Here is a 14,817-nt window from a genome sequence, read left to right as displayed (position 1 = left end):
CGTTCGGCTAGCGGTTCCCGTCATCAGGGTCCGCAGAGGACTTTCACCTCCAAGTCACCATTTGGTCACCACAGCCAAATGGATGGTGCTTGAGCACCACGCGCCCTGCCGGGCGCACATAAAAAAAAAGCAAGGCCCGGCGTAATAACACCGGGCCTTGCTTTATCTTTAACTGTCCAACAAACTATCCAGCCAGAACTTCCTTCATCTTATCAAAACCAAGGCTGTAGGCCTTTTTGTTCAGGTCCTTGAAGGCTTCCGGTACTTTCGCCAGAACAGCCTGCTCACCGGACTCGCGCTTAACAACGTCGGTCAAGGCAATCATCGCCCCCAGGGCAATAACGTTGGCTACAATTTCACGGCCGACATCAACCTTTGCGGTCCGCATGATCGGCAGACTGTAAACCTTGTAATTACCCTGTGGCGGGTTTTTAACAAAATCACTGTCGACCAGCAGCACACCACCGTCCTTAATACCAACGGCATATTTATCAGCAGCTTCCTGGGTCATTGCCAGACAGGCATCAACAACGGTTGCCTTAGGGTAATCGATCGGCTCATCGCCAATGATAACTTCTGACTTGGAAGCTCCACCACGGGCTTCCGGCCCATAACTTTGTGACTGTACGGCATGACGCCCTTCAATAATCGAAGCGGCTTCAGCCAGGATAATTCCGGCAGTGATCAGACCCTGACCACCCGCACCGGAAAAGCGAAGTTCATATCTTTCTGCCATGATTCTCGTCTCCTTATGGATGTGATCAGGCGCCTTGTACACGCGCAATGATTTTTGCGTAGCTTTCGCAGTATTCCGGACGGTCTTCCTTGTGGAGAACACCGGTCAAGGTCTTACCTTCGAGCTGCTCGGGTGTCATTTTTGCCGCTGCAGTCACCGGAACCGCGATTTCCTTGAGACGCTTCATCATATCCACGACACTGCGGAACTTGTTACGCCGCCCGTAAGTAGTGGGGCAGTCGTCCAGAACTTCGATAATAGCCATGCCTTTGTGCTTGATTCCCTCAGCGATCAATTTGTCAATCTGGTTCGCATGGAAAGCCGTCGTCCGGGCAACAAAGGTTGCGCCGGCACCGATCGCCAGTTTTGCCAGATCAAAACATGGATCAGGATTGCCGTAGGGAGTTGTCGAGGCCAAATGTCCGGTCGGAGTAGATGAAGAGAACTGTCCACCGGTCATGCCGTAGATGTAGTTATTCATCAAAACGTAGGTCATATCAATATTACGCCGGCAGGCATGAATAAAGTGATTGCCCCCGATCGCGGCACCATCCCCATCGCCGCCACAGCAGATGACTGTCATTTCCGGCTTTGCCATTTTTATACCGGTAGCAAAAGCTGCTGCACGACCATGAGCAGTATGCAGGGTATTAAAATCCAGGTACCCGGGCATCCGGCTGGCACAGCCGATACCAGAGACAATGGCGGTATTCTTTTTTTCAAGACCACAAGCATCCATGGCCCGAATCAGACCCTTCATGACAATGCCATGGCCACAACCGGGACACCAGATGTGAGGCAGCTTTCCTGGACGGATTGATTTTTCGTAATCGTAAGCCATTTAGAGAACCTCCTTAACCTGGTCGATGATTTGGCTTGGGGTGAGCGGATCGCCGTCAACCCGGTGGACGCCTGCGAGCTTACAGGAATTTTTCACAACCCGCTCCACCTCAAAGATCATCTGGCCAAGGTTCATTTCAGGGACAACTATCGCTTTGACCTGTTCGCCAATCTGAGCAACACGCTGTTCCGGGAACGGCCAGAGGGTAATGGGACGGAACATGCCTGCCTTAATGCCCTGCTCGCGCAGTTCATTGACAGCATACCGGGCTGAGCGAGAGGTAGATCCGTAAGCCAGGACAACGACCTCGGCATCATCAATCAGATATTCCTCATTTGACTCTATATCTGCACGGGCTTCCGGGCACTCAACCTTGCGGATCTGACGGCGCTCTTCAGCATCGACCAATTCGGCCTTGGTAGTTGGAAAACCATCCTCGGCCTTGTTTAACCCAGTAACATGGAAACGGTAGTCTGAGCCGTAAGCAGCCAGCGGTGGGACATCACCGAAAGAGGTATCAAACGGCTTATATTTCTCGGGCGGAACCGATGGCGCCGTGCGATCGATTACTTCGAGCTCACCTGGTTCCGGGAAGACAATACGCTCACGCATGTGACCGACGATTTCATCATACAGAACCTGAACCGGCATGCGATACTTTTCTGCCAGATTGAAGGCACGAACAGTCTCGGTAAAAATTTCCTGACAGGACGCCGGACACAGTGCAATAGCGGCATGGTCACCATGGGTACCCCACCGCGCCTGCATCACGTCAGACTGTCCGGGGCCGGTTGGCATCCCGGTTGAGGGACCACCACGCATAACATTGATGATAACGCAGGGAACTTCAGCGATACAGGCGTAGCCGATCAATTCCTGTTTCAGCGAAATCCCGGGACCGGACGATGCCGTCAGGGTTTTGGAGCCGGCGAGGGAAGCACCGATAATCGAGGCCATGGCGCCGATTTCGTCTTCCATCTGAATAAACTTACCACCAATTTTGGGAAGTTCACCTGCCATAACTTCCGCAACTTCAGTGGAGGGAGTAATTGGGTAGCCGCCGAAGAAGTTACATCCGGCATAAAGTGCGCCCTGGGCGCAAGCCTCATTCCCCTGTAAAAGAGCAATTTTTTTTGCCACGAACTGACCTCCTCTAGCTATTACAGCTTGTGAACTTTAATGGCGAAGTCAGGGCAACGCAATTCACACTGATTACATGCTATGCAGGCATCAGCGTTTGCAACCTTGACAACAAATGCATCCATCTCCAGGACCTTTGTAGGACAGAACTCTACGCAAATACTGCATCCCTTACAATAGGCTTCGATGATTTCAATTTCCGCTTTCGCGCTCATGAACGATTATCTCCTTTACTATATAGTGACTGTCGACAAACAGCTTTTCAAAGCGGCGGAATGCTAACATAAGCGACAACTCTACGCCAGCAAAAACATCCATCCCTGAAGCACCTGGAACAATGGTGCTTTCCTCATAAAAGCAGCGGGTTAGGTTCAACCCTGGGAATCGAATAAAAGATTTTCACAACAAAAAAAACGCTGCAACAGGTTTTTACAGGCATCTGATCCCATACCCGAACAATCACTACCCTGTTTGCAGCACCCCTGCACCATCGTTATTTAATTACCAGAGTGGAGCCTAAAACAGAAGGGCAGTCAAACGACTGCCCTTCTGAATCAAGAGCAATAATTCAATTAGAGATTCATGCTGCCGACGAGTTCTTTGACTGCGGCCACCGAGTTGTCCATCAGTGCCTGCTCTCCAGCATCGAGTTTCATTTCAATGATCTTTTCAATGCCACCGGCACCAATGACACAATGAACGCCAACGTAGAAGTTATCAACACCGTACTGACCTTGCAGCAAGGCGCAGGTCGGCAGTACCCGTTTTTGGTCCTTAAGGAATGACTCGGCCATCGCTACAGCTGACGAGGCCGGGCTGTAGAAAGCACTACCGTTACCAAGAAGCTTAACGACTTCGCCGCCGGCATTCTTGGTGCGCTCAACCATGGCGGTCATCACTTCCTCGGCTTTGGCTGCATTACCGTACTTCTGCTCAAGCAGTTCCATGACCGGAATGCCCGCAACATTGGCGTAACGTACCAGGGGAACCATGGTATCCCCGTGACCACCAAGGGTAATAGCAGTAACGTCCTTGACAGAAACACCCAGTTCCCAGGCAATAAAAGCAGCAAAACGAGCAGAGTCAAGGACACCGGCCTGACCACAAACACGCTCAGAGGGGAAGCCGGTAACCTTCTGGCACAACGTCACCATCGCATCAAGGGGGTTAGAAATAACGATAACAAAGGCATTCGGAGCATTTTCACGAATACCTTCAGCCACGCTGGTCATGATCTTTGAGTTAACACCGATCAGGTCATCACGGCTCATACCAGGCTTACGCGGCAGGCCGGCAGTAACGATAACAACGTCTGAGCCAGCGATATCTTTGTAATCATTGGTACCAGTAACACTGACGTCAAAGCCGTCTACAGGTGATGCTTCAGCGATATCAAGGGTTTTTCCCTGGGGCATATTTTCGACGATGTCGAACATCACCACATCACCCAGTTCACGCAGGGCACAAAGTTGAGCCAGAACACCACCAATTTGTCCGCCACCGATCAAAGCAATTTTTGGTCTCGCCATTTTCTCTCTCCTTGTTATTAATATTTTATATTTAATTAAGCCGGGACGACCGTTCGCCCCGGCTCGGCTGATTTACTAAAGACCACTACATGTTGTCGATAATAGCATTCAGAGTTGCACTTGGACGCATTTCCTTTTCGGTTTTGACTCGATCCGGACGGAAATAACCACCGATATCAATCGGCCTACCTTGCGCCGCAATCAATTCAGCATCAATTTTGTCGGCATTGTCAGTCATTTCCTTGGCAATCGGAGTGAAACGGGCTTTAAGATCCTGATCCTGACTCTGAGCAGCCAACGCCTGAGCCCAGTACAGCGTCAGGTAGAAAGTGCTGCCACGGTTGTCAAGCTCATTGACCTTACGTGACGGCAGCTTCTGGTTCTCCAGATAGGTACCAATCGCGGTATCCAGCGTTTCAGCCAGCACCTTGGCCTTGTTGTTGTTGAAATTTTTTGCAACCAGTTCCAACGACGGAACCAGAGCACAATACTCGCCTAATGAATCCCAGCGGGTGTGCCCTTCTTTCAGGAACTGCTGGACATGCTTGGGAGCAGAACCGCCGGCACCTGTTTCAAACAGACCACCACCGGCAAGCAACGGTACGATAGACAGCATCCGTGCACTGGTACCCAGTTCCAGAATCGGGAACAGGTCGGTCAGGTAATCCCGCAGCACGTTGCCGGTTGCTGAAATGGTGTTAAGCCCTTTACGAATCCGCTCCAGTGAGAACGTCATCGCTTCACGGGGAGCCATCACCTTGATCTCGAGACCGGCGGTATCATAGTCGGGAAGATATTTGTTGACCTTGGCAATAATCTGGGCATCGTGACCGCGCTTTTCATCCAGCCAGAACACGACCGGCTCACCCGATTCACGGCACCGCTCAACCGCAAGACGAACCCAGTCTTTGATGGCGATATCCTTGGTCTGGCAGGAGCGATAGACATCCCCCTTCTCTACCTTCTGCTCCATCAACACCTGACCGGCTGAATTGACAACCTGGAAGGTTCCGTTGCTCGGCGCTTCGAAGGTTTTGTCATGGGAGCCGTATTCTTCAGCTTTCTGCGCCATCAGACCAACGTTAGAAACACTGCCCATGGTCGAAGGATCGAACTGACCATTGGCACGAGCATTATCAATGATCTCTGCATACATGGTGGCATAGCAACGGTCAGGAACCATGGCGATAGTGTCCTGCAACTGATCTTGCAGATTCCACATTTTACCGCCATCCCGGACAACGTTAGGCATGGAAGCATCAACAATCACGTCGTTGGGCACATGCAGGTTGGTAATATTCTTGCGGGAGTCAACTATGGCGAGCGCCGGGCCGCTTTCGTAACATTTGTTGATGTCGGCTTCAATTTCGGCCTTTTTCTCAGCGGGCAGCTTATCCAGCTTAGAAAGAATGTCACCCATACCATAGTTGGGGCTGGCACCGATCTCTTTGAGGGTCGCAGCATGCTTTTCAAGGGCATCTTTGAAATACACTGAGACACAGTGACCAAACAGAATCGGATCAGAGATCTTCATCATCGTGGCCTTGAGGTGCAGTGACAACAGCACACCCTTTTCTTTTGCTTCGGCGGCGGTAGCAGTATAGAAATCGCGCAACTTGCGCACATTCATGGTAGAGCTGTCAAACACCTCACCGGCCAGCAGCTTGAGCTCTTTTAGGACCTTGGCATGACCACCTTCATCAACGAATTGGATCTTGACGGTATCAGCGCCATCCATGGTCACCGATTTTTCTGACTCATAGAAATCACCGCCATCCATGAAAGCCACACGGCACTTGGATTCACCGGCCGGCGGCCAGGGCTGCATCATTTTATGGGGATTTTTCTGGGCAAACTTTTTAACCGATGCGGCAGCACGACGATCCGAGTTGCCTTCGCGCAACACCGGATTTACCGCGGATCCGAGCACCTTGGAAAAACGCTCCTGCAGCTTGCGGTCCTCGTCGTTTTCCGCTTCTTCCGGGTAGCTGGGGATATCATAACCCTGTTGCTGGAGTTCCTTGATACAAGCCTGCAGTTGGGGAATCGAGGCACTGATATTCGGCAGCTTGATCACGTTGGCTTCGGGGTTCTTGACCAACTCACCCAACTCTGCCAGGTGGTCAGCGACCCGCTGTGCTTCGGTCAGGCGCTCCGGAAAAAGTGTCAGGACACGGCCGGAAAGGGAAATATCACGGGTTTCCACCTCGATGTCACAGCCTTTGGTGAAGGCTCGAACAATGGGCAAAAAGGCATAGGTGGCCAACGCCGGTGCTTCATCAATTTCAGACCAGATAATTTTTGCTGCCATTCGTCTCTCTCCTTGATTAATGTAGTGTCAAAACAAACCAGCTTATAACAAAGTTATAAACTGAGAATCCCGCATGGGAAAGCGTTGTATACAGTATACAAATGATGAGGGTCTGTCAAGAGGGTTCGGGGCCAACCGGCGATTAAAACTCTCCATTAAAAGACAGCTTAGCGCGGGTCACGCCAACTGACCGGAATCTCCAAAAAGCTTAAAGCGCAAACACTGTAACCAGGCTGCGCCCAAGCCATCAGAACAGATTCAGCTCCCGTGCTTCTTTGCGCGCCGATTCGAGCTCTTCACTGTTTTTATCGCGCGGGATATCAAGCATCTGGCCTGGCGCGATTTCCTGAGGGGTTTTAATCTGATCACGATTCGCGCGATAAATCAGCGGCCACAACAGCCTATCCCCATACACTTCGGGCAGATGAGCAATCTCGGCCAGATTCTGCCCGGCCCTGACTTCATAACGCTCAACCTTGGCGGGTTCGACTGGTGGTGATGGTGAGGGTGGTGGTGGCTTTGCCACACTGGCAGCGCTAGTTGCGCGTGCTGCTGCCTGCCGGGCTTCCTCCTGGCGGCGCTGTTCCAACTGCCGTTGACGCAAAGCTGCCTCCTGTTCAGCCAGTTCGCGTAAACGCTGATCTTCCTGCAAGCGGGCTTTTTCTGCTCGCTGCCGCTCCAGTTCGGCCTGGCGCGCAAGAGCTTGTTCCGACTCACTGCGCGCCTCTTCGGCGTAACGCCGGGCCAGACTAATGGTTCGCGCTGCAGCACGGTATTGCTGCTGTTCCATCTGCTCTTCAGCAGCGTCCAGGGCGGAGCGGGCCAACTGGTATTCACCCGGTGACCAGTCCGCGGCACCGATTTCAGCAGCATGGCGAACCAGATAACGTGCGGTTTCCAGCTCAGCCAGCGGAGGCTTGGCACAGCCGGCGAGAACCATGGCTGCGATACTGATGATAAGTAAAAATCTGACGGTCATTTAGACTCTTTTTTAGGATCTATTCCTGCTTTTTCCGCAGCCGGATACCAAGTTCCTGCAACTGTTTTTCGTCAACCGCATTTGGCGCATCCGACAACATGCAGGTCGCTTTCTGGGTTTTGGGAAAGGCAATCACATCACGGATCGAATCAGCAGCGGTCAGAATCATCATCAACCGATCCAGACCAAAAGCGATCCCGCCATGAGGTGGTGCCCCATAGCTCAAAGCATCCAGCAGGAAGCCGAACTTCAATTGTGCCTCCTGTTCACCGATACCCAAGAGCTCGAACAGGCGCGATTGTACCGCCTGGTCGTGGATCCGGACACTGCCGCCACCGACCTCCGAGCCATTCAGCACCAGATCGTAGGCTTGAGCCCGCGCCTTGCCCGGATCGCTGTCGAGTAACGGGATATCCTCTTCCAGGGGTGAGGTAAAGGGGTGATGGACGGCCACGTAACGTTTGGCCTCGGCATCCCACTCCAGCAGCGGAAAATCGGTCACCCAGACAAAGCGATACGCATCCTTGCTCGCCAGCCCCAGACGTTGCCCTAAATGACCCCGCAGACGCCCCAACGCCTCATTCGTAACCCCGGCCGTATCTGCAACAAACAACAACAGATCACCATCCTCGGCGGACAGTGCCTGATTAAGGCTGACCAACTCATCACCGGTGAAAAATTTGGCGATGGGGGACTGCCAGCCCTCTTGCGTCACCTTGACCCAGGCCAGCCCCTTGGCACCGTAAATCTTGACAAAATCGGTAAATCCGTCAAGGTCCTTGCGTGAAAAGTCGGCACCACCTTTAACGTTAATGGCTTTGACCAAGCCGCCGCCGGCAGCGACCTCAGCAAACACTTTAAACTGCGAATCAGCAACCAGGGCCGTCAGATCGACCAGCTCCAGATCGAAACGCAGGTCGGGATTATCAACCCCAAACCGGCGCAAGGCTTCAGCATAGGTCAGGCGCTCCATCGGCAGCTTAACCTCAAGCCCGATGGCTTCTTTAAAGATCGCGGCAATCAGCCCTTCCATGGTAGCAATAACATCGTCACTCTTAACGAAGCTCATCTCACAGTCGATCTGGGTAAATTCGGGCTGGCGATCAGCCCGCAGATCCTCGTCACGAAAACATTTGACGATCTGAAAATAGCGATCAAAACCGGACACCATGAGCAGCTGTTTGAACAACTGGGGGGACTGGGGCAGGGCGTAAAAATTACCGGGATTGACCCGGCTTGGTACCAGATAATCGCGCGCCCCTTCCGGGGTGCTCTTGGTCAGCACCGGGGTTTCCACTTCAAGAAATCCCTGGCTATCGAGGTAGGTTCTAACCGTTTTGGCAACCAGATGGCGCATCATCAGATTGCGCTGCAAGGCCGGCCGCCGCAGATCAAGATAGCGATATTTCAAGCGGATATTTTCAGCCACCTCGGTATATTCATCAATCATGAAGGGCGGTGTTTCTGAGCGGTTGAGGATCAATAACTCCGCCACCTCAATCTCAATTTTACCGGTTTTCATGCGTGGGTTGACCGTTCCTTCCGGGCGCGCCGAAACCGTTCCGCTGGCAGCAACAACATATTCGGTTCGCACTTGCTCAGCTTTCTTATGTGAAGCCGCATCACGATCAGGGTCAAGAGCCAGTTGCACAATCCCCTCACGATCACGCAGATCGATAAAAATCAGGCCGCCGTGGTCACGGCGCTTCTGCACCCACCCCATGACACAGACCTCCTGACCGATCAATGCTGCCGTCAGTTCGCCACATCGATGTGTTCGCTTCCAGCTTCCCAGTTTATCGTTTTGCACGGTGCCTCCAGATGCGCCCAAACAGCGCCTAAATAGTTATTGTTAAACGTGTTATTATATGGATTTCAATGACTGTCGGTCAAGCACTAGAAATGGGCATGAAAAAATTACGTCAGTAGGTCCAGCAGGGCATCAAGGCGAACGCTGGTCTGGCTGCCATCTGCCATCTTTTTGAGCTGCGCCTGACCGCTGCGCAATTCGTCGTCGCCGATGATCAGGGTATGGACGGCACCCAGCTTGTCCGCCCGTCGCATTTGTGCTTTCAAGCTTTTGCCCTGGAAATCCATGTCCGCGCGCACGCCCTGAACCTGCAGTTGCGACATCAGAATAAAGGCCTGCTCGACGGCAGCATCCCCAAGGGCAGCAATAAACAGTTCCGGCGCGGCAGTGCTGACAACATCCTGATCAAGCATAAGCACCAGCCGTTCGAGGCCGATGGCAAAGCCGATACCCGGCAGTGCCGGGCCGCCCAGACTTTCGATCAGCCCATCATAGCGTCCACCCGCTGCCACGGCGTTTTGTGAGCCCAACTGATCCGTCACCAGTTCAAAGGTTGTGCGCACATAATAATCAAGACCACGTACCATCCGCACGTTGACAGTGTAAGGAACCTTAAGCAGATCAAGATAATGCCGGACCTGACTGAAATGCTGATCACACTCGCCGCACAGATGTTCGACCACTGCAGGCGCATCAGTCGTAGCCGCACGGCAGGATTCCACCTTGCAGTCAAGCACGCGCAAAGGGTTGGTCTGATAACGCCGTTGGCACTCACTGCATAGCGGCTCCAGGCGTTGTTCAAGATATTGGATCAATTGCCGGCGATAATCGGGGCGGCAGGCCGGACAGCCCAGGGAATTAATTTCGAGGGAGACGGCATTGATGCCGATACGGTTAAAAAAATGATGCAGCATCATCAGTATTTGGGCGTCAATCTTGGGATCTTCGACCCCAATCGCTTCGACCCCAATTTGATAAAACTGCCGGTAACGTCCTTTCTGTGGACGTTCATAGCGGAACATGGGGCCGATATAAAAGAGCTTGGCAACCGGATCCTGGGCCGCCAGACGGTTCTGGATAATAGAGCGCATCACCGGAGCCGTCCCTTCCGGGCGCAAGGTCATGGAGTTGCCACTCTTGTCAGCAAAAGTATACATCTCTTTTTCAACGATATCGGTCGTTTCACCGATAGAACGACAGAAGAGTTCAGTCTTTTCCAGCACCGGGGTTCTGATTTCAGCAAACCCATAAGTACCAAACACCTCGCGCGCACTGCGTTCAAGAAACTGCCAGACCCCAACGGCATCCGGCAGCACATCGTTCATTCCCTTGATTCCTGAGATACTCAACGCTTTATCCTTTCATACTTAGGCTTGCCCTGATAAACGGCAAACCACTGACCATCATGACTGTGACCATACTCCGTTTTATCAGCGGCCAAAAGGGGATTAACAGGGGGCGAACGATCTGCAGATAATAACTGAAGAATGTCCGCCGATGTTATAAATCAAAGAAGAGGGAACAGCAAGAACTCGCTTTTTTAGGGGATGACTAACATTGAGGTTAACGAGTATCTACCAGATCGACGGCACTGCAGATGCTGTTACGCGATTCCTTGCCGGCGTACATGGCCTGATCAGCAAGACCGAGGAGGCGTTCCTGACTGGTGGCGTCATCGGGAAAGGTCGCAATACCGATAGAGAGGGTGACCTGTGATGGCTGATTGTCTTTTTCCAGAAAAATATGCTTTTCAATCAGCCCGCGAATCCGCTCGGCAACCACTCGGGCTGCACGTTGATCGGTCTCTACCAGCAAGGCGGCAAATTCATCGCCGCCAAAGCGGAACAGGGTGTCGACATCACGAACACAACCACGCATCAGCCGCCCCACTTCCTGCAGAGCCGCACTGCCGGCCAGATGCCCGTACTGATCATTGATCTCCTTGAACCGGTCCAGATCCATAAACAAAACAGAAAACTTCAAACCATAACGCTGCGAACGCATCATCTCCTGATTAAGGGCGATCTGAAGATAACGATGATTATAAAGACCGGTGAGGTCATCGGAATACATCAGTTGCTGGGCATTACGATAACGCGAGGCGTTGGCAAACCCCAGGGCAATCTGATCGCACAGGTAGCGCAGGTCAGCCGGAGAGAAATCGGTATCGTTAGAAACCGCATCACTGATCAGAATGCCGCCCTTCAACAGATCTCCGTCGCGCAATGGCAGCATCCAGATCTGTTCAGGCCGTTTATTCAGGCTGCGCAAACCTTCCAGGCAGTGTCCCGACGGCTGAACAACTCCACCCGCCTGATAAAATTCCGGCAGCAGCAGTTCAATCAACTGCTCGGCATCGCCGGCGTGGATCTTTTTAAGACCCGTCAGGTAGGTTGCCTCATCGTCGGCCAGGGTAAAGGAAAATCCCGATTCAGAGCCCAGTTTGCGCATCAGGGCTTCAAGGGATTGAGGAATCAGACACTCCAGGTCGATCAGCGAGGAGAGCGTCTGGCCGGTCTGAAACAGATTGATCTGGCGCTTAAGATGGGCATTTTCAGCCAGCAGGCGTCGCTGTTCCAGGCAGGTTGCAATCAGATGTTTTAACTCTTCCGGATTAAAGGGTTTGACCAGGTAGTCGCGGGCACCATTTTTGAGGGATTCAATCGCTGAATCGAGACTGGCATAACCAGTCACCATCACCACCTCAGGAGGGGACGGCAACCCTTTGGCGAAACGCAGCACGTCGATACCGCTGCGACCGGGCATGACCACATCACTTAAGACCAGATCAAAGGGGTCTGATTCCAGCAACCTGACAGCTTCATCACCATTAGCACAGATCACCACAGCGTAACCGGCATCTTCAAGGAGATCACGGTACAGATGACGAAAAAAAAGTTCATCATCAACAACCAGTATTTTAGCTTGTTCTACCATCATAACCCCTTAGCAATATTGTCATTTAAGTATCAGTCTTTGCCCCGCAAAGTCAACGGAAAAGGCCATTCTGCCATTTTTGCGGACGCCACCCGGCATCATCCAGCTGCACCCGAACCGTCCCGTCCAGGTCGGTTCGATATATCCTCAGCCCCTCTTCTTCTAGATGTTCCAAAAGGGTTTTTGACGGCAGCCGATAGACATTCTGGTAACCGACGGATACCAACCCGATCCCAGAACCGAGCAGAGAAAACAGGCGCTCGGTCTGTGATTTACCACTGCCATGATGGGGAAGCTTGAGCAAGGTTGCGGGACTCCGAATCCCTGCAGCCATCAAGCGCTGCACCCCCTGCGCCTCGAGATCACCGGCCAACAGCATCCCCTGCTCGCGTCCCGTCGCATCAACAGTGCGCAAAGAGAGGACCAGAGAGGCATCATTGGCATTAGCGGCCACAGCACCGGCATTGTATATCTCCAGCGTCCCCTCCTGCCAGTCGGCGAAGGAACTCCACCCCGGTTCTACCACCCGCACCGGAACATTGCGTTGCCGGACGGCGTCAACGAGGACCGGATGGTATTTTTCAAGGGGCTCACCAACGACCAGTTCCGCGACCGGAAAGCGTTCAAGCACATAAACCAGTCCTTTCCAGTGGTCTGCATGATCGTGGGTGAGGATAATCCGGTCAAAATGCTGAACGCCTAACTCACCAAAGGCCGGCGCCAGCAAACGCTGCCCGACATCAAAACGATCACCATAGAGGCCGCCCCCATCAATCAGAATATTCTGGCCGGTATTGTTTTGTAACAGCAGCGACTCCCCCTGACCGACACTGAACATGGTCAATGTCACCGGAGCATGTGACCCCAGGGGCAACTGCCACAGCAACACTGCCGACAGCAAACAACCAACTGTCAGCTTAAGCCATGGTCGGCGGGCCAACTGGGGAAACAAGAGTGCAGGCACCAAGAGTAAAGCGACGGCAAGATACTGACTGCGCGACCAGTAGAGATAGTTTCCCGCCAACGGCGAAAAGTCGGTCAGCCACAAAGAAAATTGATAGAGCTGTTCCAAAAAAAATCCACTGACACGAAATAAAAGCGCAGCTGCGGGTGGCCAAAGGGGAAATAAAAACAGCCCGACAAACCCGACCGGCAGGGCAACCAGGGTAACAATCGGCACACAGATCAGATTAGCCACCAAAGCTGCGGGTGCGAACAAGTGAAAGTTAAACAGGACCAAAGGCAAGGTTGCCAGGGTTGCGGCGAGGCTGACGAGAAAAATCTGGACCAGATAGCGCAACCCTGTCCATGGCAATTCCGAGACGTGCGCATGTTGCCACCAGGGTCGCCACAACAAAATGCCGGCAGCGCCGCAAAACGACAGCTGCCAGCTTGCTGACCACAACAGCAGCGGGTTATAGAGCAAAAAGATCAGCGCTACAGCGGCCAGCAGGTGGAGCGGATGCACCGGATAGCGCCACCAAAACAACAGTGACCCGATACCGGCCAGGGCAAAAGCACGGCGGGTCGACACCGCATCACCGGTTAACAGTAGATAAACAAACAGCAACGGCAACAGCAACAGCGGCAACACCCGTTGTGGTGGCTGCCAGTTAAGCAGCCAGGTTGAGCGTCGATAAAACGTCAGCAATAAACGATAGCCAAACGCCCCCAATATGCCAAGGTGCAGTCCGGAAATGGCAAACAGATGACTGACCCCCGCACCAGCCAGGGTTTCGCGTACGGCTTCCGGCAGTTGCCGCCCCTCCCCCAGTACCAGGGCCCGGACCAGGGAGGCGCTCTTTGCTGGCACCTTAGCCGCAATAAAGCCTGCAACCCGGATTCGCCACTGGACAATCGATCTGCGCAGCCCTCCTTCCCCCGCGGCCACGAGAGCGACCTGATCGATATTTTTAACCCAACTGGTCATATCGATATTCTGACTGATCACATAACGCGGCCAGTGAAATTCACCCGGGGTGCCGAACAACCGAGGCTGGCGCAGTCGGCCGGTAAAACGAATACGATCCCGGGGCAACATGGCATCATTGGTGCCGCCCTCTTCAACACTCAGGCGCAATCTCAACGGGCGTTGGAGTTCCAGCGCTTGCTGTTTATCCCATACCTCATCAATCAGCAAATCAATCCGGCTACGCCCATCGGTCAGCTGACGAACATCGGTTATTACCCCAACAGCAGTGGTTCTCCGGGACAGCTGGTCGATCCTGGTCACATCATCCACAAATTGTAACCGGGCAGCATATTGGCTGTTGAAAAAAAACGAGACAGCAAGGCAGGTCAGAAGCAGGGAAAGTCGTGGAAATCTCGAAAAACAACGGAAATAAAATGCCAGGGACAGACAGAGCAGGATAGCAATCCAGGCGGTCGTCGTCCCGACAGAAGAAACACTGGCAACGGCCAAACCACCAATGGCCGCCGCCAGCAAATAAAATAATAACGGCAAGGCCCCCTCCCCGTTCAAGACTGTTGAGATAAAGTCTCGTTGTAACTACTCAGCACTATCCTGGCACCGG

Annotated in this window: 11 protein-coding genes; all 11 read right to left on the bottom strand. The window is 52.9% G+C overall.

Annotated elements, in window-relative coordinates; all coding sequences use genetic code 11:
* Positions 1–184 precede the first annotated feature (184 nt).
* Positions 185–736: a 2-oxoacid:acceptor oxidoreductase family protein gene (locus tag ICT70_RS12055; RefSeq protein WP_191156995.1), complete on the bottom strand. Its 552-nt coding sequence runs from the start codon at positions 734–736 to the stop codon at positions 185–187.
* Positions 737–761: 25 nt separating this feature from the next.
* The gene (locus ICT70_RS12050) at positions 762–1,577 is read right to left on the bottom strand and encodes a 2-oxoacid:ferredoxin oxidoreductase subunit beta (protein WP_191156993.1); all 816 of its coding nucleotides are present in this window, start codon (positions 1,575–1,577) and stop codon (positions 762–764) included.
* Positions 1,578–2,717, bottom strand: coding sequence for a 2-oxoacid:acceptor oxidoreductase subunit alpha (locus ICT70_RS12045; RefSeq protein ID WP_191156990.1), 1,140 nt, complete (start codon positions 2,715–2,717; stop codon positions 1,578–1,580). It abuts the gene before it with no gap.
* 20 nt (positions 2,718–2,737) lie between these two features.
* Positions 2,738–2,932, bottom strand: a complete 195-nt coding sequence (locus tag ICT70_RS12040; RefSeq protein WP_191156988.1) for a 4Fe-4S binding protein — start codon at positions 2,930–2,932, stop codon at positions 2,738–2,740.
* Between the two features lie 357 nt (positions 2,933–3,289).
* Positions 3,290–4,246, bottom strand: coding sequence for a malate dehydrogenase (gene mdh / locus ICT70_RS12035; protein ID WP_191156986.1), 957 nt, complete (start codon positions 4,244–4,246; stop codon positions 3,290–3,292).
* Positions 4,247–4,331: 85 nt separating this feature from the next.
* Positions 4,332–6,557 (bottom strand): NADP-dependent isocitrate dehydrogenase, encoded by a 2,226-nt coding sequence (locus ICT70_RS12030; protein WP_191156984.1) that lies wholly within the window; start codon positions 6,555–6,557, stop codon positions 4,332–4,334.
* Between the two features lie 247 nt (positions 6,558–6,804).
* A complete protein-coding gene (locus tag ICT70_RS12025; protein ID WP_191156983.1) occupies positions 6,805–7,536 on the bottom strand; it encodes a DUF4398 domain-containing protein in 732 nt (243 codons plus the stop codon).
* Between the two features lie 19 nt (positions 7,537–7,555).
* Positions 7,556–9,346: an aspartate--tRNA ligase gene (gene aspS / locus ICT70_RS12020; protein WP_191156981.1), complete on the bottom strand. Its 1,791-nt coding sequence runs from the start codon at positions 9,344–9,346 to the stop codon at positions 7,556–7,558.
* A gap of 107 nt (positions 9,347–9,453) precedes the next feature.
* Positions 9,454–10,671 (bottom strand): histidine--tRNA ligase, encoded by a 1,218-nt coding sequence (gene hisS, locus ICT70_RS12015; RefSeq protein ID WP_224747019.1) that lies wholly within the window; start codon positions 10,669–10,671, stop codon positions 9,454–9,456.
* Positions 10,672–10,909: 238 nt separating this feature from the next.
* The gene (locus ICT70_RS12010; RefSeq protein ID WP_224747016.1) at positions 10,910–12,283 is read right to left on the bottom strand and encodes a GGDEF domain-containing response regulator; all 1,374 of its coding nucleotides are present in this window, start codon (positions 12,281–12,283) and stop codon (positions 10,910–10,912) included.
* 52 nt (positions 12,284–12,335) lie between these two features.
* Positions 12,336–14,747: a DNA internalization-related competence protein ComEC/Rec2 gene (locus ICT70_RS12005; protein ID WP_191156974.1), complete on the bottom strand. Its 2,412-nt coding sequence runs from the start codon at positions 14,745–14,747 to the stop codon at positions 12,336–12,338.
* Positions 14,748–14,817: the final 70 nt, after the last annotated feature.

Source organism: Pelovirga terrestris, assembly GCF_014773365.1.
Taxonomy (GTDB): Bacteria; Desulfobacterota; Desulfuromonadia; order Desulfuromonadales; family Geopsychrobacteraceae; genus Pelovirga; species Pelovirga terrestris.
Note: the sequence above shows the minus strand (reverse complement) of the source record. Positions and strands in the feature narration are given on the sequence as shown.